The sequence below is a fragment of the Nocardioides caeni genome, from assembly GCF_004912195.1.
Classification (GTDB): domain Bacteria; phylum Actinomycetota; class Actinomycetes; order Propionibacteriales; family Nocardioidaceae; genus Nocardioides; species Nocardioides caeni.
Map to the genome: position 1 here is coordinate 1 of NZ_STGW01000005.1, position 21,152 is coordinate 21,152.

At 71.0% G+C, this 21,152-nt stretch carries 23 protein-coding genes; 8 read left to right on the top strand and 15 right to left on the bottom strand.

Annotated features, from left to right (window positions below; genetic code table 11):
* On the top strand, nucleotides 1–260 hold a 260-nt coding region (locus E9934_RS19585), incomplete at its 5' end, for an HNH endonuclease signature motif containing protein (RefSeq protein ID WP_162851541.1).
* Nucleotides 261–428: 168 nt separating this feature from the next.
* Here E9934_RS19585 and E9934_RS09330 read toward each other — a convergent pair.
* A complete protein-coding gene (locus tag E9934_RS09330) occupies nucleotides 429–986 on the bottom strand; it encodes a nucleosidase (RefSeq protein WP_202977257.1) in 558 nt (185 codons plus the stop codon).
* 50 nt (nucleotides 987–1,036) lie between these two features.
* Here E9934_RS09330 and E9934_RS09335 point away from each other — a divergent pair, with 50 nt between their 5' ends.
* On the top strand, nucleotides 1,037–2,035 hold the full coding sequence (locus tag E9934_RS09335) for a galactokinase (protein ID WP_136562634.1): 999 nt from the start codon (nucleotides 1,037–1,039) through the stop codon (nucleotides 2,033–2,035).
* A gap of 6 nt (nucleotides 2,036–2,041) precedes the next feature.
* Here the strand turns inward: E9934_RS09335 and E9934_RS09340 are convergent, their stop codons facing one another.
* The 3 genes from E9934_RS09340 to E9934_RS09350 all read right to left on the bottom strand — a co-directional run bounded on the left by E9934_RS09340 (nucleotide 2,042) and on the right by E9934_RS09350 (nucleotide 6,273).
* Complete coding sequence (locus tag E9934_RS09340; protein ID WP_136562635.1) at nucleotides 2,042–3,256, bottom strand: acyl-CoA dehydrogenase family protein; 1,215 nt, start codon at nucleotides 3,254–3,256, stop codon at nucleotides 2,042–2,044.
* Nucleotides 3,256–4,626 (bottom strand): acyl-CoA dehydrogenase family protein, encoded by a 1,371-nt coding sequence (locus E9934_RS09345; RefSeq protein WP_136562636.1) that lies wholly within the window; start codon nucleotides 4,624–4,626, stop codon nucleotides 3,256–3,258. The genes E9934_RS09340 and E9934_RS09345 overlap by 1 nt, the downstream gene beginning before the upstream one ends.
* An 81-nt stretch (nucleotides 4,627–4,707) precedes the next feature.
* Nucleotides 4,708–6,273: a hypothetical protein gene (locus tag E9934_RS09350; protein WP_136562637.1), complete on the bottom strand. Its 1,566-nt coding sequence runs from the start codon at nucleotides 6,271–6,273 to the stop codon at nucleotides 4,708–4,710.
* Nucleotides 6,274–6,408: 135 nt separating this feature from the next.
* Here E9934_RS09350 and E9934_RS09355 point away from each other — a divergent pair, with 135 nt between their 5' ends.
* The 3 genes from E9934_RS09355 to E9934_RS09365 are packed head-to-tail and all read left to right on the top strand — an operon-like array spanning nucleotide 6,409 to nucleotide 9,510.
* Entirely contained in the window at nucleotides 6,409–7,905 is a 1,497-nt protein-coding gene (locus tag E9934_RS09355) for a hypothetical protein (protein WP_136562638.1), read from the top strand.
* A gap of 22 nt (nucleotides 7,906–7,927) precedes the next feature.
* Complete coding sequence (gene def, locus E9934_RS09360) at nucleotides 7,928–8,551, top strand: peptide deformylase (RefSeq protein WP_136562639.1); 624 nt, start codon at nucleotides 7,928–7,930, stop codon at nucleotides 8,549–8,551.
* A gap of 41 nt (nucleotides 8,552–8,592) precedes the next feature.
* The gene (locus tag E9934_RS09365; RefSeq protein WP_136562640.1) at nucleotides 8,593–9,510 is read left to right on the top strand and encodes an alpha/beta hydrolase; all 918 of its coding nucleotides are present in this window, start codon (nucleotides 8,593–8,595) and stop codon (nucleotides 9,508–9,510) included.
* Here the strand turns inward: E9934_RS09365 and E9934_RS09370 are convergent.
* From E9934_RS09370 to cobA, 4 genes are read right to left on the bottom strand one after another with little or no spacing between them, the layout of a single operon-like run.
* Nucleotides 9,501–9,992 carry a carboxymuconolactone decarboxylase family protein gene (locus E9934_RS09370; protein ID WP_136562641.1) on the bottom strand — a complete coding sequence of 164 codons (492 nt, stop codon included), beginning with the start codon at nucleotides 9,990–9,992 and terminating at the stop codon, nucleotides 9,501–9,503. The two genes, E9934_RS09365 and E9934_RS09370, sit on opposite strands and share 10 nt — an antisense overlap.
* Nucleotide 9,993: 1 nt before the next feature.
* Nucleotides 9,994–11,124, bottom strand: a complete 1,131-nt coding sequence (locus E9934_RS09375) for an NAD(P)H-dependent amine dehydrogenase family protein (RefSeq protein ID WP_136562642.1) — start codon at nucleotides 11,122–11,124, stop codon at nucleotides 9,994–9,996.
* A gap of 42 nt (nucleotides 11,125–11,166) precedes the next feature.
* Nucleotides 11,167–11,973 carry a TrmH family RNA methyltransferase gene (locus E9934_RS09380; protein WP_136562643.1) on the bottom strand — a complete coding sequence of 269 codons (807 nt, stop codon included), beginning with the start codon at nucleotides 11,971–11,973 and terminating at the stop codon, nucleotides 11,167–11,169.
* 12 nt (nucleotides 11,974–11,985) lie between these two features.
* Nucleotides 11,986–13,206: a uroporphyrinogen-III C-methyltransferase gene (gene cobA, locus E9934_RS09385; RefSeq protein ID WP_238694863.1), complete on the bottom strand. Its 1,221-nt coding sequence runs from the start codon at nucleotides 13,204–13,206 to the stop codon at nucleotides 11,986–11,988.
* 71 nt (nucleotides 13,207–13,277) lie between these two features.
* Here cobA and E9934_RS09390 point away from each other — a divergent pair, with 71 nt between their 5' ends.
* The gene (locus E9934_RS09390) at nucleotides 13,278–13,805 is read left to right on the top strand and encodes a YbhB/YbcL family Raf kinase inhibitor-like protein (RefSeq protein ID WP_136562645.1); all 528 of its coding nucleotides are present in this window, start codon (nucleotides 13,278–13,280) and stop codon (nucleotides 13,803–13,805) included.
* Between the two features lie 24 nt (nucleotides 13,806–13,829).
* Here E9934_RS09390 and E9934_RS09395 read toward each other — a convergent pair whose 3' ends face one another.
* From E9934_RS09395 to E9934_RS09410, 4 genes are all read right to left on the bottom strand, one after another.
* Nucleotides 13,830–14,981 carry an acyl-CoA dehydrogenase family protein gene (locus E9934_RS09395; RefSeq protein WP_136562646.1) on the bottom strand — a complete coding sequence of 384 codons (1,152 nt, stop codon included), beginning with the start codon at nucleotides 14,979–14,981 and terminating at the stop codon, nucleotides 13,830–13,832.
* Nucleotides 14,982–15,057: 76 nt separating this feature from the next.
* Nucleotides 15,058–15,702, bottom strand: coding sequence for an FMN reductase (locus tag E9934_RS09400; protein ID WP_136562647.1), 645 nt, complete (start codon nucleotides 15,700–15,702; stop codon nucleotides 15,058–15,060).
* Nucleotides 15,699–16,796 carry an LLM class flavin-dependent oxidoreductase gene (locus E9934_RS09405; RefSeq protein ID WP_136562861.1) on the bottom strand — a complete coding sequence of 366 codons (1,098 nt, stop codon included), beginning with the start codon at nucleotides 16,794–16,796 and terminating at the stop codon, nucleotides 15,699–15,701. The genes E9934_RS09400 and E9934_RS09405 overlap by 4 nt, the downstream gene beginning before the upstream one ends.
* Nucleotides 16,797–16,895: 99 nt before the next feature.
* Nucleotides 16,896–17,615, bottom strand: a complete 720-nt coding sequence (locus E9934_RS09410) for a PP2C family protein-serine/threonine phosphatase (protein WP_136562648.1) — start codon at nucleotides 17,613–17,615, stop codon at nucleotides 16,896–16,898.
* A gap of 30 nt (nucleotides 17,616–17,645) precedes the next feature.
* Here E9934_RS09410 and E9934_RS09415 point away from each other — a divergent pair, with 30 nt between their 5' ends.
* Nucleotides 17,646–18,635, top strand: a complete 990-nt coding sequence (locus E9934_RS09415; protein WP_238694864.1) for an alpha/beta hydrolase — start codon at nucleotides 17,646–17,648, stop codon at nucleotides 18,633–18,635.
* 10 nt (nucleotides 18,636–18,645) lie between these two features.
* The gene (locus E9934_RS09420) at nucleotides 18,646–19,011 is read left to right on the top strand and encodes a DUF4267 domain-containing protein (protein ID WP_136562649.1); all 366 of its coding nucleotides are present in this window, start codon (nucleotides 18,646–18,648) and stop codon (nucleotides 19,009–19,011) included.
* Nucleotides 19,012–19,024: 13 nt separating this feature from the next.
* Here E9934_RS09420 and E9934_RS09425 read toward each other — a convergent pair whose 3' ends face one another.
* Genes E9934_RS09425 through E9934_RS09435 form a run of 3 tightly spaced genes read right to left on the bottom strand, consistent with a single transcriptional unit; the run spans nucleotide 19,025 to nucleotide 21,143 of the window.
* A complete protein-coding gene (locus E9934_RS09425) occupies nucleotides 19,025–19,492 on the bottom strand; it encodes a DUF4190 domain-containing protein (RefSeq protein ID WP_136562650.1) in 468 nt (155 codons plus the stop codon).
* Between the two features lie 26 nt (nucleotides 19,493–19,518).
* Nucleotides 19,519–20,337, bottom strand: a complete 819-nt coding sequence (locus E9934_RS09430) for a sulfite exporter TauE/SafE family protein (RefSeq protein ID WP_136562651.1) — start codon at nucleotides 20,335–20,337, stop codon at nucleotides 19,519–19,521.
* On the bottom strand, nucleotides 20,334–21,143 hold the full coding sequence (locus E9934_RS09435; protein WP_136562652.1) for an ABC transporter ATP-binding protein: 810 nt from the start codon (nucleotides 21,141–21,143) through the stop codon (nucleotides 20,334–20,336). Before E9934_RS09435 ends, E9934_RS09430 begins: the two co-directional genes overlap by 4 nt.
* Nucleotides 21,144–21,152: the final 9 nt, after the last annotated feature.

Consider the following 21,152-nt stretch of genomic DNA (forward strand, 5'->3'; position numbering starts at 1 on the left):
ATCTCAACCAGACCATCGCTGTCGATGCCTACGAGATCCCCGACCGACTCCGTCAAGCCGTCCGGCTCATCCACCCCGGCGACGTGGTCCCCTACGCCGTCAACCTCAGCAGGGCGATGGATCTCGACCACCAGATCCCCCACAACGAGGGCGGGCCCACCAGCACCGACAACCTCGGCCCCGTCACGAGAAGCCACCACCGCATCAAGACCCACGACAACAACAGTCAAGGGTGGCAAGTACGACAACCCAACCACTGAGATCACCATCTGGCGAGATCCCTACGGGGCCCACCACCTGGTCGACCCGACCGGCACACGACGCATCACCGCCGACACCGGCGGTGAGGCCAGCCGATCACGCGCCGAGATCAGCTTCACCAAGGTTGTTCTCGACTACCTCGCCGCGTGAGCTGTCGGGGCTAGCTGCTACCCCAGGTGCGTCGCCGCCCATTCGCCCAGGATCCGGGCGCTCCTGTCGACGACCTCGACCCACGCCATCGCGCTCTCGTCGGCCGAGTCGGAGACGTGCTTGACCATGCGGATCGGCAGGCCGAACTCCTGGGCGACCCAGGCGTAGGCGTAGCCCTCCATGTCGACGAGCTGCGCCTGCGCGGCCAGCCGGGTGCGGACGACGGGATCGGTGACGAACATGTCGCCCGTGGCGAGGACCGTCGGGGCATCGCCGATCCGGAGACGCTCGCGGGGGTCGAAGCCCAGCGCTCGGATGGCGTCGGCGCTGATCTCGTGGTTGATGACCTCGCCGATCTCATAGAGGCCCGACTCGGCCGCCATCCCGTCGTGCAGCGCTCCTGCGGTGCCGAGGTTGACCAGGACGAGGTCGTCGAGGTCGTCACGTCCCGCGAGGTGGCGCGTCAGGACGGTGGCGGCCGCGGTCTTGCCGATCCCGGTGACGACGAGGTCCAGCCCGGTCGGCAGGTGTGCGGCTTCGGTGCGGGTGGCGGAGACGACGAGAGGGCGAGGCACGGAGCGATCCTCCCGCATCGTGCGGCGGCGACGTCGGCGAGGATGGCTCCATGCATTCCGTGACCGCCGTCGCCCCCGGCCGCGTGAACCTGATCGGTGAGCACACCGACTACAACGGGGGACTCTGCCTGCCGATCGCGATCCAGCTCGCCACCACCGCCACGATCACCCCGCGGGAGGACGACGACCTCCGCGTCACCAGCGACCAGGCGCCCTCCGGCTCCGCTTGGCAGCGGTACGTCGAAGGCGTGGTCATCGAGCTGCGGGCCATCGGCTGGCAGGTCCCCGGCCTCGACATCGCGCTCACCAGCACGCTGCCGCTGGGTGGTGGCCTCTCCAGCTCTGCGGCCATGGAGTGTGCGGTGGCGACGGGGATCGCCGGCCTGCTCGGGCTCCCGCTGGACGAGGCGACCCGCTGGCGGCTCGCGGAGTCGGCCCAACGGGCCGAGTCCGTGCACGTCGGCGCACCGACGGGAGGGATGGACCAGCTGGCCTCGATGCTGGGCCGGGACGGTCACGCCCTGCTCCTCGACTTCGCCGACCCGGCGCGGCCCACGGCGCAACCGGTGCGGTGCCGCCCCGCCGAGGAGCAGGTCGCGCTGCTGGTCACCGACACCGGCGTCCGGCACCAGCTGGCCGACGGAACGAGCGGCTACGCGCAGCGCCGCCGCGAGTGTGAGGTGGGCGACCCGCGACGCTGGCGGCACGTCGACTCCGAGAACGAGCGGGTGCGCTCGGCGGTGACGGCGATGGAGGCCGGGGACTGGGAGGCCGTGGGGAGCCTGATGGTGGCGTCGCACTCCTCGCTCCGCGACGACTTCGAGGTGTCCTGCCGCGAGCTCGACCTGACGGTGACCGCTGCCCTCGACGCGGGTGCGCTGGGTGCGCGGATGACCGGGGGCGGCTTCGGCGGCTGCACGGTGTCCGTGACGCACGAAGGCCGCGTCGGCGCCGTACGGGACGGCATCGACGCGGCCTTCGCCGCTGCCGGACTCCCCCGGCCGGCCCACCACCTGGTGTCACCGGCTGAGGGGGCCCGGCTCAGCTGATGCGGATCACTTGAGCTCGGCGCTCGACAGTCCCAGGACCCGGCGGGCGACGATGAGCTGCTGGATCTGCTGGGTGCCCTCGAAGATGTCGAGGATCTTGGAGTCGCGGGCCCACTTCTCGAGCAGCTCCTCCTCGCTGTAGCCGATCGAGGCGCACAGCTCGACGCAGGACAGGGTCACGTCGGAGCCGACGCGGCCGGCCTTCGCCTTGGCCATGGAGGCCTCGAGCGAGTTCGGCTTGCGGTTGTCGGCCATCCACGCCGCCTGCAGGGTGAGCAGGCGACCGGCCTCCCAGTCGGACTCGAGCTGCAGGAACTTCGCGGCCGCGGCGTGCTGCAGGATCGCCGGCTTGTCGTAGTCGATCTCGATCCCGGCCGCCTTGAGGAGGTCGCGGGTGAGGTCGAGCGAGGCGCGGGCGCAGCCCACGGCCATCGCCGCGACGAGCGGGCGGGTGTTGTCGAAGGTCGCCATCGCGCCGGCGAAGCCCTGCTCGACGTTGATCTCCGGGCTGCCGAGGAGGTTCTCCTTCGGCACACGGGCGTTGGTGAAGGTGATGACGGCCGTGTCGGAGGCCCGGATGCCGAGCTTCTCCTCGAGCCGCTCGACCTTGACGCCCTCGGTGCCCTTCTCGACGACGAACGACTTGATCGCCGCCCGGCCGAGGGACTTGTCGAGGGTCGCCCACACGACGATGCAGTCCGAGCGCTCGCCGGAGGTGACGAAGATCTTCTCGCCGTTGATCACGTAGTGGTCGCCGTCGAGCACCGCGGTGGTGTGGATCGCCGCCGAGTCCGAGCCGAAGTGCGGCTCGGTGATCGCCATCGACGCCCACGTGCCCTTGAAGCGCTCGAGCTGCTCGTCGTTGGCCACGGACGCGATGGCCGAGTTGCCGAGGCCCTGGCGGGGCATCGACAGCAGCAGACCGGTGTCGCCCCAGCACATCTCGGCGACGGACGTCACCGAGGCGAGGTTGGCGCCGTTCTTGACCGACTTGTCCTTGTCGTCGCCGTCACGGCGGACACCGGTCGCGCCGGCCCCCTCGCTCGCGCCGGACTCGGACAGCCCGTCGATCATCGCCGCGAGCATGTCGAGCTCCTTGGGATACTCGTGCTCGGCGATGTCGTACTTGCGGGAGATCGGTCGCAGCATGTTCATCGCGACCTGGTGGGCCTGGTCGACCAGCGCCCGGTGCTTCTTCGGCACCTCGAGATTGATGGCCATCAGACCAGCACCGTCCCTTCCATGATCCCGATGGCACGCAGGTCGCGGTACCACCGCTCGACCGGGTGCTCCTTGACGAACCCGTGGCCACCGAGCAGCTGGACGCCGTCGAGGCCGATCTGCATGCCCTTGTCGGTGCAGGCCTTGCGAGCGAGCGCGACCTCCCGGCTGAAGTCCTTGCCCGCGGCGGCGCGCGAGGCGGCGCGGTAGGTCAGGAGCCGCATGCCCTGCAGCTCGATCGCGATGTTGGCGACCATGAAGGCCACCGACTGGCGGTGGGCGATCGGCTCACCGAAGGCCTCGCGCTCCTTGACGTACGGCGTCACGTAGTCGAGCACGGCCTGGGCCGTGCCGACGGCGAGCGCACACCAGGCGAGCCGGGACAGGCGGACGCACTCGGTGTAGGTCGAGCCGTCGGTCGTGCCGAGGACGGCGTCGGCGGGCACGGTGACGTTGTCGAGGTTGAGCTTGGTCATCGACGCGGCGCGGACACCCATGGCGGGGTCGCCCTCGATGGTCAGGCCCTCGGTCGACGACTCGACGAGGAAGAGCACCGGCTTGCCGTCGAGCGAGGCGCCGACCACGAACAGCTCGGCGTGGTCGCCGCGGGCGACGAGGCTCTTGGTGCCGTTGAGCACGTAGCCGTCGCCGGACTTCGTCGCGGTCGTCGACGGGCTGAGCACGTCGAACAGGACGGTCGGCTCGTTGAGCGCGAGCGCGGCGGCCGGGACGGTGCCGTCCTCGGCGCTGAACGCCGGCAGATAGGTCTGCTGCTGGGCGTCGGTGCCCCACAGGCCGATCGCGGTCGCGACGGAACCGGGAGCCAGCGCCGCGATGGCGAGACCCATGTCGCCCTTGGCCAGCGCCTCGGCGACCAGGGTGCCGGCCATGGCCGAGCGCTCCTCGGAGACTCCACCGAGCTCCTCGGGCAGGCCCAGGATCGGCAGACCGATCTCGAGGCTGGCCTTCAGCAGGTCGTCGGGCGCCGCGCAAGCCTTGTCGGCCTCGGCGGCGGCCGGCCGCACGACCTCGTCCGAGAATTCCGTGACGACGTCGACGAGCATCTGCTCGTCCTCGCCGGGCGTCAGGTCGAAGACACCGCTCGACGCGGCGGCCGTGGGGCGAGCGCCGGGCTGCCCCTTCTTGCCGGCCCTGGAGAAGGTCCGGCTGGCGTTGGTCATCGTCTTGAAGCCGGTGCGGGTCACCGAGAAGACGACCTGCTCGGTCGGCTTGCGCAGCCGCACCTTGTCGAGGAGGTCGGTCTGGGCGAGCCGGTTGAGACCGGCCACGAGGTAGCCGATGGGGTCGCGGCTCTCGGAGCTCGGGACCCCGTGCCTGCCACCCGGCTTGAGGTTGCTGATCAGGGACATGACGCAAATGTAACTGTGAGTTACACATTGCGCTACATGTCTTCGCGGATTCGGCGTGTGACATGGCCTGCAAACAGCCGGTCATCGCCCGAAGCGGAACTCCGTCCGCGGCAGCGTCAGCGGGTAGGTGATCGTCACACCGTTGGCGCGATCGAACGACGTCGCCTGTCGGGTGCCCTCGATCACGAAGACGCCGCCGGTGAAGTCGCCGGGGACGATGAAGACCGGATCGGGCTTGTCGGCTGTGCCGAGGTCACGCTTGGGGAAGACGTTGCCCTCAGTGTCCTCGAGGTGGACCTCGCTGGCGTAGAACAGCTGGGCGCCGCTCGTGGTGCTCGAGGTGTAGGTCGCGGAGATCCGGACGAAGGCCTCGTCGAGCTGGAGCGGCTTGCCGCTCCCGGCGAAGAAGAAGAGCTCCGCCGAGTCGACGCGGATAGCCCGCTCGGGCAGGGCGCGGGAGCCGTCGGTCCGTGGCTGGACGCGGTAGGTGGCGCCGATACGGATGAGCCGGTCGTCCCGGCCGAGGACCGTGATGACGCGGTCGGATGCGGTCGTGCGATCAAGAGAGATCCGCTGGTCGTAGCGATCGGCGCGCATCTGGAGCTCCACGAGCGCCTCGACGGGCGCGGAGATGATGAAGTCGTCGGTGCGCCGGGGAAGCGCCTGCGGCGCTCCGTCGACCAGCAGCCTGACGGAAGCCCTGCGCCAGGGCAGGCAGGTAGGCGTCTGGCACGGCCCATCGGCGAGCCTGAGACCGATGAGGCGTTGCCCCGCGGCGGCGATCTCGCCGTCAGCGGTCGCGTCCACCGGGCCGAGCCCGTCCACCGTGACGCCACCCCTCCGCCCTCCGATGGCGATCGCCCGGTCCAGCCCGGGGATGGCGACCGTCTCGGCTGCGACCACCGTGTCGGGTCGCGCTGTCGGCGTGTCCGGCGCCCGGTCGTCGCGGGTGTCGGCAGCCGGCGATGCGGCTGGGTCGTCGCTGAGCAGCAGCACTGCGAGGCCGGCCCCCGCACCTGCCAGGAGGACGAGGACCACGAGCACCGCGACGGGACGGATCCTGCGAGACCCCTGCGCTCCGGTGTCGGCCCGGGTGGGGACCGGAGGCTCCACACTCCCCGGGGGCCGGACGACCGTGCGGGGATCGGCGGGTGGCCGGGCGAAGGGATCGTCGGTCCGCTCCGGGAGCCACGCCGTGGCGGGCTGGTCGACCGTCGGGACGATTGGTGGCGGCGGGGGTGGTGGTGGTGGTGGCACCGGCCCGGGGGGCAGCTGGGTCGGTGCCTGCGCCGGATCATCACGAGCGAGATCAGGGTCCAGATCGGTCTCAGCGGCCCGGCCTGCAGCGAAGGCGAGCACGGTCAGTGCCCATCGGGCACCGGAGCTCTCCTGCGTCCCTCGCTGCTGGGCGAGGCGAGCGGCCTGAGAAGCGATCGTGGTCGCGACATCGCCGCCGTGGTCGATCTGCCGTAGGACGCGGTCGAAGGCACCCAGACGAATCGCGTCCGCCAGCAGGTTGAGATCGCCCTCCGTGGCCGCGCCCTCGGGCAGGTAGTCGTCGAAGGCGGCGCGGAACTCGAGGTGGTCCCGGAGAACGCCATCGCCGGCGCGCTGCACGAGCTCGGCCAGCTCTCGATGGATCCCCATGACGGGAGAATGACAGAAATGTGCATCGCCCGTCGGCCGCCTGCAGGAACCGATGGTTGCGGGTTCATCGCGCCGCGCCGGTGCTAGCGTGTCAACTGGCTCGGGCGTTCGTTCGCACTGATCCATGGGGGCACGATGAAGCGAACCCTGACCATCCTCGTCACCATCCTGCTGGCCGCGTCCCTCGCATCGCCGGCCCGCGCCGCGACCATCAAGGTCACGGTCCCCGGGTTCGACTTTCCCGACGGGCTGGGCTGGCTGGTCGGGCCCTGTCCCGGAGGCGTCGAGAACCCGGCCACCGACTTCTACTACGCGCGCGGGGCCTACATCGGGTCCCATGCGACGGGCTTTCACTTCGGCGGCGTGCCAGGCGGGATGGCCGGTCCGCAGGCATGGGTCGAGGAGCCGACCGGTCTCGCCACGTTCGTCATGGCGGCTCGTCAAGAGACCGCGCCTGCCGCAGGAGCGCCGGACGACGGCTACTTCACCGTGCTCTACGACCCATCGGGCAGCGACTTCTCCGGCGGCTACTACTGGGCGAGGAGGTCTTTGAAGGCGGCGACATCGGACTGGGCACTCTGGGGCGACTTCGCCGACGTCTCCATGGACTGGTGGTGGCACGACGGGGCACAGAACTGGACCAACGTGGCCGACACCGGCACGATCGCGGCCCTCGCCACGAGCAAGGGCGGTGACGGCAGCGGCGCGCTGTTGTCCATCGAGTTCGGCTGCGCCGGCCGCAACTTCTTCATGGACGAGCTCCAGATCGGCGTCGATGGAGACACGTCGGTCTACGACTTCGAGGGCGTGCCGGCCGACACCGATATCACGGCTCGGGTGGGACGCAACCAGGTCGAGCGTGAGCCGGGCCGCGTGGTCATCACGCACGGCCAGTCGCGCTTCCTCCTGGGCGACGGCTACGGCTACGGCGACGGGGTCATCAACGAGGGCTTCTTCGACGGCTCGGCGACCCTGTACCGCAGTCGTCACGGGCAACGCGGCTACACCGTCGTCGGTACCAAGGGGTTCCTCTCGACCGGCTATGCGCGCTTCAACGAAGCACCGACGCGTCGCACCCGCTACTACATCCGGTCCCGGTCCGACTTCGCTTTCTGGGAGGACAGCAACTCCGACGTGTTGGTGATCGACGTCAGGCGCCGTATTCGGCTGACGGCAGCGGACCGGGAGGTACGACGGGGCCGACCCATCGCCTTCAGCGGACAGATCTATCCGGGGGATCGGGCGGTGGCAGTCAGGCTCCAGCGCAGGACGTCGCGCGGCTGGGTGACCCTGAAGTCGGTGCGGACCACCCGCGGCGGGCGCTATGCGGTCGTCGCCACCGCCCGTCGTCTCGGCTTCAACACCTTCCGGATCCAGGTCGGCACCGTCGGCGGCAATCTCGGTGCCGTCTCTCCCAGCTTGACGGTGAAGGTCAACAGGAATCCGCCGCCCGCCAGTCCGTCCTCCACTGTCGTCAACCCGACGCCGCCTGACTACGTCGATGACGATCTCAAGGCGCGCGCGTCGACCGGGGCCAGGCGCACCGCCGGTCCTGGCCACCCCTCCGCGCCGGTGATCGAGGTGTCGACCGACGGACCTGCTGGCTACGCCCCGCTCGTCTGGAGCCGCTGATCACCCGCCTACGATGAGCCGCATGGCGGGCGCGACGGACCACGACGGCAACGACACCACCGCGTCCGGGAACGAGGTGCTGGCCCCGCACGGCCTGCTCCCCCGTGGCGGCACGGTGCGGCCGATGACGCGCTGGGGCACGCCTGTCATGCACCGTCCGCAGGCGGAGGTCACGGTCTTCGACGATGCCCTGCGGGCGCTCGCCGCGGACATGGTGGCGACCATGGACGCCGCCGACGGGGTGGGTCTCGCGGCCTGCCAGATCGGTGAGGACGTCGCCATGTTCGTCTTCGACTGTCCCGACGACGCTGGTCAGCGGGTCGTGGGTGTCGTGTGCAACCCGGTGCTGCACCTGCCCGAGGGCAACGACCGACGTCTCGATGACAGTCCGGAGGGCTGCCTGTCCTTCCCCGGCGCGTTCGTCGACTGTGCGCGGCCCGACTACGCGGCGGTGACCGGGCAGGGTCTCGACGGGGAGCCCGTCCGGTTCGCCGGCGACGGTCTGCTCGCCAAGTGCCTCCAGCACGAGACGGACCACACGCTGGGCACCGTGTTCGGTGACCGGATCTCGGCGAAGGCGCTCAAGAAGCTGCGCAAGCAGCACGACGCCGCCGTGCCCGACTATCCCGCGGAGTGGCCGACCTGAGCCCGGGCCCGGCCCCGGGCGGCGTCGGCTAGGTTGCCGCCATGCCCGTCCACCCTGAGCTCGCCCCTCTCCTCGCCCTGATCGAGGCCGGTACGCCGCTGCACGCCCTCTCCCCGGTCGACGCCCGGTCGTCGTTCCGCAAGCTGACGGTGGACTTCCGGTCCCCCGACACGCTGGCGTCCGTGGCCTCGATCGAGGACACGACCGTGGCCGGCGCCGACGGCCCCCTCCCGGCACGCATCTTCCGGCCCGCCGTCGAGGGCCCGGTCCCGACCGTGGTCCTGCTGCACGGAGGCGGGTTCGTGATCGGCGACCTCGACACCCATGCCGGGATGGCGCGCGCTCTGTGTGCCGGCGCAGGCGCCGTCGTAGTGGCCGTCGACTACCGGCTGGCACCGGAGGCGACCTTCCCCGCTGCGGCCGACGACGCGATCGCGGCCGTGCGTGACGTGCAGTCCCGGCTGGCGGAGCTCGGCGGCAGCGAGGTGCTCGGCGTCGCGGGCGACTCGGCGGGCGGCAACCTCTCGGCCGTTGCCACCCAGCACGTCCCCGGCATCGCGGCCCAGCTGCTGATCTACCCGGCCACCGACGTGGCGGGCGACTTCCCCTCACGCGAGGAGAACAAGGCCGGCTACTTCCTCGACGAGCCGACGATGGCCTGGTTCATCGGCAGCTACCTCGGCGCCCACCTGGACCTGGACGACCCGAAGCTCTCACCCCTGCGCGGGGACCTGACCGACCTGCCGCCAGCGGTGGTCGTCACGGCGGAGCTCGACCCGCTGCGCGACGAGGGCATCGCCTACGCCGACGCGCTCGTCGCTGCCGGCGTCCCGGTGCACCAGACGACGTACCCCGGCCTGATCCACGGGTTCTTCGACATGGGCCCGTGGTCGCCGGCGTGCCAGGCAGCGGTCGACGAGACCATCGCCCGCTTCGGGGAGTTGCTCGCTCAGGCCTGAGCGACGTGGCTCGGCAGGACGCAGGCGGTGTCCAGACCGAGCACCCGGTTGAGGCGACCGAAGGAGATCCACGAGCCGAGGCACATCGACAGCTCGGCGATCTCCCGGTCGGTGTAGTGGACCCGCATCCGCGTCCAGAAGCCGTCGTCGAGTCCGTGGTGGTCGAGCGCGAACCGCTCGGCGTACTCGGTGGCGAGCCGCGCGCGGTCGTCCAGCGCGGTGGTCGTGCGCCACTCGGAGATGGCATCGGGGAACGTGTCCTCGACCTTCGCGCCCTCGCGCTCCGTGCGCCAGTCCTGGCAGAAGAGACATCCGTTGATCTGCGCGATGCGCAGCCGCGCAGCCTCGAACTCGCGCAGCCCGAGAGTGCTGTGCTCATAGATGCTCATGGCGAACGCGGACGCCGCTGGACCGATGCCTGGCACGAGCTCGCCCCAGACGTAGAGGATCGGGTCCTTGCCCTCGGGGATGTCGATGAACACGTCAGTTGTCTCCTCGGGAGCCGCGTCGGCGCAGCCGGTCGCTGGCCAGCAGCGGTACGTCGAGCCCGTCGTAGAGCCCCGGCGGCGCCGACCGGAGCCACGGGATGGCGTTCACGAGCCGGTTGGCCGCGGTCGCATTGCCCCCTGCGGCCCGGTTGCCGCCCTCGTCGGTGGCCTCGACGTTGATCTCCAGGCGGGGCCGGCCCTCGATGACCACCCGGTGAGCGCCGTCGCCGCCGTCGGCGGGCATCGGCCAGTCGGTCGCACACAGGGGCGAGATCCGGGTGACGTGCTCGATGACGATGAGTTGCGCACCCTCCACGATGCCCTGCACCTCGAACCGCAGCGCACCCTGCGTGCCGGCCTCGAACAGCCCGAGCGCCGTCGTCACGTCCTGGTCGAGGGCGCGGCGCTCGACGACCTCGCGCAGCTCGTCGACCTGGACCCCGAGGGCGCGGGCGATGAGGCGGATCTGGCCGCCCCAGACCATCGACGGGATGCCTTCGGCGGTCATCATCGGCTCGTAGTCCATGGGCTGGCCCATGCCGACGATGGAGCGGACCGAGTCCTCGGCGTCGTAGGTGGAGTAGTCGAAGATCTCCTGGCACCGGACCTGCTCGATCTCCGAGGCGAGACCGGTGGCGAGCACGGGGAGCAGGTCGTTGCCCCAGCCGGGGTCGATGCCGCTGACGAACAGGGCGCTGCCGCCCTCCGCACAGGCCTTCTCGAGTGGCTCGCGCAGCTCCGCGGGCGCGTTGCGCGGGTCGTAGAGCGCATAGACGGAGGGCGAGACGACCACGGCGCCGGAGGCGAGCGCACGGGCGTAGTCGGCGACGGCTTCGTCGGGCCGCAGCTCGCCCGAGGCCATGTAGGCGACCGCGCCACGCCCGCCGAGGGTGGACAGCGCGGCGTCGACGTCCGTGGTCGCGAGCACACCTGTGTCGCTGCCGACGCCGGCCAGCTCGCCCGCATCGCGGCCGGCCTTCTCGCCGGCCGACACGATGACGCCGGTCAGCTCGAGGCCGGGATGGGCCACGACCGAACGGATCGAGGCCCGGCCCATGTTGCCGCTTCCCCACACGACGACCGGGACTGCGTCATCCCCGGAGTGGAACGTGTTCTCGTTGCCCATGCCGGAATGTTAGAGAGGTCACACCGATTCCGGAAGGGGTGATCAGCTCCGCCGGGCGACGACGTAGCAGGCGACGGCCGACGAGGCAGCGACGTTGAGTGAGTCGACGCCGGCCGACATCGGGATGATCGCCCGCCGGTCCGCCGCCTGCTGCCAGCGCTGGGAGAGCCCGTGGCCCTCCGACCCCAGGACCAGGGCGACCTTGTCCAGTCCCGCCACGCACTCCTCGATCGGCCGTGCGTCGGGTGCCAGGGTGAGTGCCACGGTCGTGAACCCCCGTGCGCTCAGGTCCGGCAGGGCGTCGTACCACTCGGTCAGGCGGGTCCAGGGCAGCTGGAACACCGCGCCCATGGCGACCTTGATGGCTCGCCGATAGAGCGGGTCCGCGCATCGTGGCGCCAGCAGGACGGCGTCGACCCCGAGCGCCGCACCCGAGCGCAGGATCGCGCCGACGTTGGTGTGGTCGATGACGTCCTCCAGCACCAGCACGGTGCGGGCGCCGGCCAGCACCTCGTCGACCGAGGGCAGCGGACGGCGCTCGAGCGAGGCGAGCGCACCGCGGTGGACGTGGAAGCCGGTGACCTCCTCGGCCAGGTCCTCGCTGACGACGTAGCACGGCGCCTCCGTGCGGTCGAGGACGTCGGCCAGGCCGTCGAGCCAGCGTGGCGCCATCAGCAGGGAGCGCACCGGGTGGCCGGACTCGACTGCACGACGCACCACCTTCTCCCCCTCGGCCAGGAAGAGTCCGTGCTCGGCCTCGAGGCTCTTGCGCAGCTCGACGTCGCGGAGGTCGCGGTAGTCGGCGAGCCGGGGGTCGGCCGGGTCGCTGATCTCGACGAGGTGGGCCACGGTCGGTTGTCCTCAGAAGGCGTCGGGGTGGGCGACCCGGACGACGTCGCCGATGACGATGATCGCGGGCGGTTTCACGCTCTCCTGGACCAGGCGCTCGGCCAGGTTGCCGAGAGTGGCGAGCACGGTCCGCTGCGTCGGCATCGTCCCGTCGCAGATCACGGCCACGGGCAGGTCCGCGTCGCGACCGCCGGCCACGAGCGCCTCGGCGATCCGGGGCGCGTTCTCGACCCCCATCATCACCACGACCGTGCCCTGCATGCGGGCCAGCGCTTCGTAGTCGACCAGCGACTCGGGGTGCTCCGGTGGCAGGTGTCCGGAGACGACCGTGAACTCGTGCGTGACGCCGCGGTGCGTGACCGGGATGCCCGCGATGCCCGGCACCGAGACCGGAGAGGTGAGCCCGGGGATGACCGTGACGGGGACGCCCGCCTCACGGCAGGCGATGACCTCCTCGTAGCCGCGGCCGAAGACGAAGTTGTCGCCGCCCTTGAAGCGGACCACACGCTTGCCGGCCAGGGCCCGCTCGACGATGACCCGGTTGATCTCCTCCTGCATCGCCGAGCGGCCTCGGGGCAGCTTGGCGACGTCGATCAGCTCGACGTCGGAGGGGAGCTCGCCCAGCAGCTCCCGGGGCGCGAGACGGTCGGCCACCACCACGTCGGCCTCCATCAGCGCCTTGCGGCCGGCGATCGAGATCAGGTCGGGATCGCCCGGCCCGCCGCCGACGAGCACCACGCCCGCGGCGCGGTCCCGGTGGTGGGGTGCCGCGATCGTGCCGTCGCGGAGCCCGGCGACGATCTCGTCGCGCACCAGTGCCGAGCGGCGAGGGTCGCGGTTGCCGACGACAGCGACGGTGATACCGGCCTCGCGACCGATGGCCGGGGTCCAGGCCGTGCCGAGCGTGGCATCGTCGGAGCGGACGCAGAAGACGCGGTGCTCCTCGCAGAGCGCGGAGACATGGTCGTTGACTGCGCGGTCGTCGGTGACGGCGATGACGTACCACGCACCCTCGACGTCGGCGTCCTGGAAGCCGCGCTCGTGCCAGGTGATCTCGTCCGAGCCGACCAGGCCCTCGATGGCGGGCGTCACGACGGGCGACACCACGTGCACGTCGGCGCCGACGGCGATCAGCTGCGGGACGCGTCGCTGCGCGACGTGGCCACCGCCCACCACGAGCACACGGCGTCCCCCGAGACGCAGACCGGACGGGTACGGCGGGAAGTCGCTCACGCCGTACATTCTCCCGACATGCGGCCCCCGGCCCCTGACACGGGCCCAGCCCGCGGACTAACTTCGGTGACATGAGTCTCGATCGCCCCGTCACCCCGGACCCGTATCCCCTGCTCCCGGCCGTCGCGTCCTTCGACGTGACCAGCGCCGACGTCACCGACGGCCAGCCGCTGAAGGACGACCAGGTCGCGGCTGCCGGTGACACCTCGCCGCAGCTGTCGTGGTCGGGCGCGCCGGAGGGCACGAAGTCCTACGTCGTCACGTGCTTCGACCCGGACGCCCCGACGCCGAGCGGCTTCTGGCACTGGGTGCTGGTCGACCTGCCCGCCGACGTGACGTCGCTCGACGTCGGTGCCGGCGCCGAGGGCGCCACCCTCCCGGGCAACGCCTTCATGTGCCGCAACGACGGCGGCCCGAAGGCCTTCATGGGCGCTGCTCCGCCCCAGGGCGACCAGGTGCACCGCTACTACTTCGTGGTCCATGCCGTGCAGGAGGAGACCCTGGGGGTCGACTCCGACGCCTCGCCGGCTGTCGTGTCCTTCAACCTGGCGTTCAAGAGCATCGGACGCGCCATCCTGCACGGCACGTACCAGCACTGAGGCCGCCGCGCGCGAGCGACTCCGTCAGAGCCCCATCGACTTGGCGATGATCGTCTTCATGACCTCCGACGTGCCGCCGTAGATCCGGGTCACGCGGGTGTCGGCGTAGAGCCGGGCGATGGGGTACTCGTTCATGTAGCCGTAGCCGCCGTGCAGCTGCAGGCAGCGGTCGATGACGCGACCGGCGACCTCGGTGCAGAAGAGCTTCGCCGAGGCGGCATCGACCGCCGAGAGCTCGCCGGCGTCGTGCGCCTCCAGCGCGCGGTCGCAGACGGCCTCGGCCGCGTCGACCTCGGTCTGGCAGGCGGCGAGCTCGAACTTGGTGTTCTGGAAGGACGCCACGGTGGTGCCGAACACCTTGCGGTCCTCGACATAGGCCTTCGTGAAGCGGATCGCGGCGGCCGCCTGCGCGTAGGCGTGGTAGGCGATGCCGAGGCGCTCCTGCGGCAGGTTCTGGCCCAGGTAGGAGAAGCCCTCGTTCTCCTCGCCCAGCAGGTCCTCCGCCGGCACCCGGACGTCGGTGAACGACAGCTCGGCGGTGTCGGAGACCCGCAGCCCGATCTTGTCGAGCTTGCGGCCGACCGCCCAGCCCTCCGAGGAGGTGTCGACGCAGAACAGCGAGATGCCGAAGCGCCGGTTGTCCTCGAGTGGCGGCGAGGTGCGGGCGCACACGATGACCCGGTTGGCGAGCACGCCGCCGGTGATGAAGGTCTTGGCACCGTTGAGCACGTAGTGGTCGCCGTCGCGGACCGCCGAGGTGCGCATGCCGGCGAGGTCGGAGCCGGTGCCGGGCTCGGTCATCGCGATCGCCCACATCTCCTCGCCGGAGACGAAGCCGGGCATCCAGCGCTTCAGCTGCTCCTCCGTGCCCAGCTTGAGCAGGTAGGGCAGGCACAGCTCGACGTGCACGCCGGAGCCGCCGAGGTGAATGCCGGCGCGGGTCGCCTCCTCGGTCAGGATCGCCGAGAACTTGAACGAGTGGATGCCGGCGCCGCCGTGTTCCTCGGGAACCTCGATGCCGAAGACCCCGAGGTCGCCGAGCTTGGTGTAGAGCTCACGCGGCACCTGGCCGGCGTCGTACCACTCCTGGTAGTGCGGGAGCACCTCGGACTCGAGGAAGCTCCGGATGGTCTTGCGGTAGTCCTCGTGCTCCTCGCTGAAGACGCTGCGGCGCATGGCACTCCTCTCCTGGTGGCCCTCGCGGGGGCCTCTCCTGACGACGGAGCCCATCGTGCCAGCAGCGCTGTCACGGTCAACGCACGGAGTCGCCGCCGGCCTCTCGCAGGAGCCGCTCGAACGGCGTGGGCGCAGCGAGCTCGTCCTCGACGCTGCGGCGCGCGGCGACGACGGGCTGGTCCCCGGAGCCGATCGTGATCAGCGCCGCCAGCTCGGCGGCCGCCTGGTCGATCCGCTTCTCCAGCAACGAGTCCCCGAAGTCCTCGCTGGCGGCGAAGACGCCGGTGGGGACGATGCTGGCCCGCAGGTGCGAGAAGAGCGGGCGCAGGGCGTGGTCGAGGACCAGGCTGTGCCGCGGCGTGCCGGCGGTCGCTGCCACGATCACCGGCGTCCCGTCGATGGCACCCCGCTCGAGCACGTCGAAGAAGATCTTGAACAGACCCGAGTACGACGCCGAGAACACGGGCGTCACGACGACCAGCGCGTCGGCCGACCGGACCGCGCCCAGCACCTCCGCGAGGTCACCGGTCGCGAAACCGGTGAGCAGGTGGTCGGCGAGGGCGTGGGCAAGGGGCCGCAGCTCGATGTGACGCACCTCGACCTCGGCGCCGCGAGCCTCGACGGCGCGAGCGACGGCCGTCCCGAGCTGGTCGGCGAGGAGCTTCGTCGACGACGGGACCGACAGGCCGGCCGACACGACGACGACGCGACGGGTGCTCATGCGTCGACCTGCACCGGCGTCGCCGCCGCGACCAGCGAGGCGTGGGTCGGAGCGTCCGGGACGTGGTCCGGGCGACCCTCCGCGAAGCCCTTGCGGAGCTCCGGCAGGATCTCGCCCAGCAGGTCCAGCTGCTCGAGGACGGTCTTGAGCGGGAGCCCGGCGTGGTCGACCAGGAACAGCTGGCGCTGGTAGTCGCCGGCGTACTCCCGGAAGGAGAGGGTGCGCTCGAGGACCTGCTGCGGTGAGCCCACGGTGAGTGGCGTGTGCTCGGTGAACTCCTCGAGCGTCGGGCCGTGTCCGTAGACCGGGGCGTTGTCGAAGTAGGGCCGGAACTGCCGGACGGCCTCCTGACTGTCCTTGTGCATGAAGATCTGCCCGCCGAGGCCGACGATGGCCTGGTCGGCGCGGCCGTGGCCGTAGTGCTCGAAGCGCTCGCGGTAGAGGTTGACCATCTGCGCGGCGTGCGAGGCCGGCCAGAAGATGTGGTTGTGGAAGTAGCCGTCGCCGTAATAGGCCGCTTGCTCCGCGATCTCCGGGCTGCGGATCGAGCCGTGCCACACGAAGGGAGCGACGCCGGCGAGCGGGCGCGGGGTGGAGCTGTAGCCCTGGAGGGGCGTACGGAAACGGCCCTCCCAGTCGACTCCGTTGTCCCCCTCCTCGCTCCACAGGCGGCGCAGCAGGGCGTAGTTCTCGATCGCGAGGTTGATCCCCTGGCGGATGTCCTTGCCGAACCACGGGTAGACGGGACCGGTGTTGCCGCGCCCCATCATCAGGTCGTTGCGGCCGTCGGTGAGGTGCTGCAGCTTGGCGTAGTCCTCGGCGATGAGGACGGGGTCGGTCGTCGTGATCAGCGTGGTCGCGGTCGACAGGATGATCCGCTCGGTGAGCGCGCCGATGTAGGCGAGCGTCGCCGTCGGGTTCGAAGCGATGAAGGGTGGGTTGTGGTGCTCGCCGGTCGCGAAGACGTCGAGGCCCACCTCCTCGGCCTTCTTCGCGATCTCGACCGTCGCCTTGATGCGCTCGTGCTCGGTGGGCGTCCGCCCGGTGGTCGGGTCGGGAGTCACGTCACCGACGGTGAAGATGCCGATCTGGATGCCCATGGGAGTCTCCTGCACATCGTCCAATGTAGTTGCCATGTCATCTATCGTCAACGCGACGCCGCTCTCCCCTATTCCGTGCGCCCCGGGGACAGGTCAGGCGCGTTGCAGCACCAGGACGGCGCGGTCGTCGTCGCCCCGGGCGACGAGGTCGACGATGCGTCGACAGGCGCCGGACCAGGAGGTCGACACTGCGTCGCGGGCCGTGGCACGGAGCCACTCGACGCCCTCGTCGATGTCGGCGGAGCGGGACTCGACCACGCCATCGGTGTAGAACATCAGCGCCTCGCCCGGTGCCAGCACACCGGTGCTCTGGACGATGTCGATCGTCGAGGTGACCCCGAGTGCGGTGCCGCGCGCGTTGTCCACGAGCCACTCCGCCGCGGCGGCGGACCATCTCAACGCCGGTGGGTGGCCGGCGCTCCTGATGCCGTAGGCGCCGGTGTCCAGGTCGACCTCGACCTGCACCGCGGTCGCCAGGCTCTCGTCGGACGGCTGCCGGAGGAGGAATGCGTTCGCGGCGACCAGGAGGTCGCCGGGCGGCACCGCCCCGATGAGGCTCTGCAGGGCGCCTGCGAACTGCAGTGCAGCCGGCACAGCCGCCTCGCCACTGCCGCAGACGTCGACGAGCACCATGTGCAGGTGCCGGTCGGCGTCCACCGCCGCCACGATGAAGTCGCCCCCGTAGGCGACACCGTGAGCGGCCAGCACCGCCGACTCGTGGCGCCATCCGGCGGGGAGCTCCGGCATCCGGGCCCGCTCCTGCAGACGGGCGTGCAGCGAGGCGAGGGTGCGCTCGTCCCGGGCCGACTGCATCGCCTCAGCCTACGCAGGTAGCCTCGCGCCATGAGCGAGGCGAAGCGGCCGGGACCGCCGGAGGGCCTGGTCACCGACGTGCTCGGGGAGCCGTGGCTGGCGGAGACGATCGACCTGCGCGCCGACTTCGAGGGCGACGTCGTCGCCACCCTCATCAGCCGGCCGTCCGCGGCCACCACCTCGCGCGCGGTGCTGCACGTCCATGGCTTCTCGGACTACTTCTTCCACACCGAGTACGCCGACTGGTGGGCCGAGCGCGGCCACGACGCCTATGGCCTCGATCTGCGCAAGTACGGCCGCTCGATCCGTAGCCACCAGTCCGCGACCTATGTGGCCGACCTCGATGAGTACTTCGAGGAGCTGGATGCGGCCTGGGAACGGATCACCCGCCGCGACGGCCACGACCAGGTCGTGCTCTCGGCCCACTCCACCGGCGGCCTCGTCTGCTCGCTCTGGGCGCACGCGCGCCGTCCGCCGGAGCTGGCGGGCCTGATCCTGAACTCGCCATGGTTCGACCTGCAGGGCAAGGCGTGGATGCGGTCTCCGGCGGCGACCGCGCTGCTCGACCAGGTCGGTCGGCGCCAGCCGATGCGGATGTTCCCGCGCGAGGTCAGCGGCCACTACGCCCGCAGTCTCCACCGCGAGCACGAGGGCGAGTGGGAGTTCGACCTGCGCTGGAAGCCGATCGAGTCGTTCCCGGTCCGCTTCGGCTGGTTGCGGGCCATCCGTCGGGGTCACGCCCGCCTGCAGGCCGGACTCGACGTCCCCGCGCCCGTCCTCGTCCTCGCCTCCGACCGGAGCACGACGCCCGCGAGCATGACCGACGACGTCTTCTCCTCCGACATCGTGCTCGACGTGGGACAGATCCGGCGTTGGGCGACGGCGGTCGGTCCGCACGTCACCTTCGTGGCCGTGCCAGGGGCCGTCCACGACGTCGTGCTGTCGTGCTCGGAGCCCCGTCACCGGGCCTATCGGGAGATCCTCCTGTGGTTGGACGCCTACGTCCTCGCCAGCCGCTAGTCTCCGGGCCATGGATCCTGTGACCGGCCTCTCACTCGGCCGCATCCTCATCGGCATCGGCGCCCTCGTCGCCCCCGGACCGACCGCGAAGGCCTTCGGCCTCGACCCGGCCCGCAACCCGCAGCTGAGCTTCTTCGGCCGCATGTTCGGCGCCCGCGAGATCGCTCTCGGCGCGGTGACGCTGGCGTCGCGGGGCAGCCTGCGCCGCAACCTGACCCTGGTCGGCGTCGCGGTGGACGGCGCCGACGCGGCCTCCGGCATCGCCGAGCTCAAGGGCGGTGCGGTCCCGAAGCCGGCCGCGGGCCTGCTGGCCGGCGTCGCCGTTGGCGCGGTGGCGGCGGGTCTCCTCGCCGTGGTGAAGAACCGCGGACAGTAGCTCTCAGGGGCTCTCAGTAGGTGTCGTAGCCGTCGGCGACGACGAAGACGCCGATGATGAAGGCGAAGAACAGCACGACGAGCGCGAGCGTCGCCCAGCCGACGATCACGCCGGCCAGTGCCAGTCCGCCGCCCGCCTCGCCGGTGCGGCGGATCTGGCCGCGCGCAACGTGTCCGAGGATCGCGCCCACGATGCCGGGCAGTGCGCCGAAGCCGTAGAAGCAGGTCGTGACCAGGCCGATGCAGCTCACGACCAGTGATGCGATGGCCAGCCCGTTGGTCGGCGTCACCGGGTAGCCCGCTCCGTAGGGCTGGCCGTAGGGCTGCCCGTACGGCTGCCCGTAGGGCTGGGTCTGCGGCTGACCGTAGGCCTGGGTCGGCTCCCCGTAGGGCGGGTACGGCGAGGGCGCCGGCGGCGTCTCCTCGGCTCGCGGCCGCTTGCTGAACGGGTCGGGCTGGTCCTGCCACGACGGGTCGGACATCGATCTCCTCAGCTCGGGTGGTGCGGTCAGCCGGCGAGGATCACGACGACCGCGACCAGTCCGACGGTGACGATGATCCCACGCAGCACGAGCGGGGGCAGACGCCGCCCGACAGCCGCACCGAGGAAACCGCCGATCACGGCGCCCACCGCGATGACGGCGACCAGCTGCCAGTCGACCTCAGCGTCGGGGCCGAGGTCGCCCAGCTCGGCGACCAGCACGAAGAGGAGGCCGGCGATCGCGTTGACGACGGCGACCAGGACGTTCTTGATGCCGTTGAGCCGCTGGAGGCCCTCGGCGATCCCGATGCCGAGGATGCCCATCAGCAACACACCCTGGGCGGCTCCGAAGTAGCCGCCGTAGACGCCCGTGCCGAGCACGGCGACCGGCACCCACCAGGCGCCGATCCCGAGGCCGCCGTCGTCGTCCGGCCGGTCGGCCGGGGCGGCGCGACGCTCGGCGCGGGCGGCGACCGCTCGTGAGAGCCGGGGCTGGAAGACGACCAGGGTGATGCCGAGCAGGATCAGGACCGGGACGACGGCCTCGAACGCGCCGGGCGGCAGCAGGAGCAGCAGCACCGCACCGATGACGCCACCCGTCGTCGAGAAGGCGAGCAACCGCAGCACCCGGCGACGCTGGCCGACCAGCTCCTGGCGATAGCCGATCGCGCCGGCGATCGAACCGGGGACGAGGCCGAGGCTGTTGGACATGTTGGCCGTCACCGGCGGCACTCCCAGCGCGAGGAGCGTGGGGAAGGTGATCAGCGTCCCCGAGCCGACGACGGCGTTGATCGTGCCCGCACCGATCCCGGCCACGAAGAGCGCCAGGAGCTCCAGTGCGCTCACCCGGGCACCGAGCTGCGGTGCTGTCGACGCCGCGCCGCGTAGCGGCCGTCGGGGTGCTGCTCGAGCACCAGCGGCATGCCGAAGGTCGCCGACAGCGCCTCGGCGGTCATCGTGGTCGCCAGCGGGCCCTGGGCGACGACCCGGCCACCGCGGATCATCAGGACGTGGGTGAACCCGGGCGGGATCTCCTCCACGTGGTGCGAGACGAGCACGGTCGCGGGCGAGGCGGTGTCATAGGCCAGCACCGAGAGCGTCGAGACCAGGTCCTCCCGACCACCGAGGTCCAGGCCGGCGGCCGGCTCGTCGAGCAGCAGCAGCTCGGGGTCGGTCATCAGCGCGCGGGCGATCTGCACCCGCTTGCGCTCACCCTCGCTGAGGGTGCCGAACGTGCGGTCGGCGAGATGGGTCACACCGACTTCGCGGAGCAGCTCGTCCGCCCGGCGGTGGTCGACGTCGTCGTACTGCTCGCGCCACCGGCCGAACACGGCGTACGACGCCGACAGCACCACGTTGCGGACCGTCTCGTCGCGGGGGATCAGCTCAGCGGTCGCCGCGCTGGAGACGCCGATGCGCGGACGGAGCTCGAAGACGTCGACGGTGCCGATGAGCTCACCGAGGATCCCGGCGGCACCGGAGCTGGGGAACATCTGGGCGGCTGCGACCTGCATCAGGGTGGTCTTGCCGGCGCCGTTGGCTCCGAGCAGCACCCAGCGCTCTCCCTCGCGCACGACCCAGCTGACCCGATCGAGCAGGAGGGCCTGTCCGCGACGCACGGTGACCTCGGCGAGCTCGAGCACGGCAGACATGCGCGCCAC

Bases quoted from the DNA above. Each gene is read 5' to 3' on its own strand.
- E9934_RS09335 (WP_136562634.1), top strand. From the start codon at position 1,037: ATGCATTCCGTGACCGCCGTCGCCCCCGGCCGCGTGAACCTGATCGGT.
- E9934_RS09340 (WP_136562635.1), bottom strand. From the start codon at position 3,256: ATGGCCATCAATCTCGAGGTGCCGAAGAAGCACCGGGCGCTGGTCGAC.
- E9934_RS09345 (WP_136562636.1), bottom strand. From the start codon at position 4,626: ATGTCCCTGATCAGCAACCTCAAGCCGGGTGGCAGGCACGGGGTCCCG.
- E9934_RS09350 (WP_136562637.1), bottom strand. From the start codon at position 6,273: ATGGGGATCCATCGAGAGCTGGCCGAGCTCGTGCAGCGCGCCGGCGAT.
- E9934_RS09355 (WP_136562638.1), top strand. From the start codon at position 6,409: ATGAAGCGAACCCTGACCATCCTCGTCACCATCCTGCTGGCCGCGTCC.
- def (WP_136562639.1), top strand. From the start codon at position 7,928: ATGGCGGGCGCGACGGACCACGACGGCAACGACACCACCGCGTCCGGG.
- E9934_RS09365 (WP_136562640.1), top strand. From the start codon at position 8,593: ATGCCCGTCCACCCTGAGCTCGCCCCTCTCCTCGCCCTGATCGAGGCC.
- E9934_RS09375 (WP_136562642.1), bottom strand. From the start codon at position 11,124: ATGGGCAACGAGAACACGTTCCACTCCGGGGATGACGCAGTCCCGGTC.
- E9934_RS09390 (WP_136562645.1), top strand. From the start codon at position 13,278: ATGAGTCTCGATCGCCCCGTCACCCCGGACCCGTATCCCCTGCTCCCG.
- E9934_RS09395 (WP_136562646.1), bottom strand. From the start codon at position 14,981: ATGCGCCGCAGCGTCTTCAGCGAGGAGCACGAGGACTACCGCAAGACC.
- E9934_RS09400 (WP_136562647.1), bottom strand. From the start codon at position 15,702: ATGAGCACCCGTCGCGTCGTCGTCGTGTCGGCCGGCCTGTCGGTCCCG.
- E9934_RS09410 (WP_136562648.1), bottom strand. From the start codon at position 17,615: ATGCAGTCGGCCCGGGACGAGCGCACCCTCGCCTCGCTGCACGCCCGT.
- E9934_RS09415 (WP_238694864.1), top strand. From the start codon at position 17,646: ATGAGCGAGGCGAAGCGGCCGGGACCGCCGGAGGGCCTGGTCACCGAC.
- E9934_RS09420 (WP_136562649.1), top strand. From the start codon at position 18,646: ATGGATCCTGTGACCGGCCTCTCACTCGGCCGCATCCTCATCGGCATC.
- E9934_RS09425 (WP_136562650.1), bottom strand. From the start codon at position 19,492: ATGTCCGACCCGTCGTGGCAGGACCAGCCCGACCCGTTCAGCAAGCGG.
- E9934_RS09435 (WP_136562652.1), bottom strand. From the start codon at position 21,143: ATGTCTGCCGTGCTCGAGCTCGCCGAGGTCACCGTGCGTCGCGGACAG.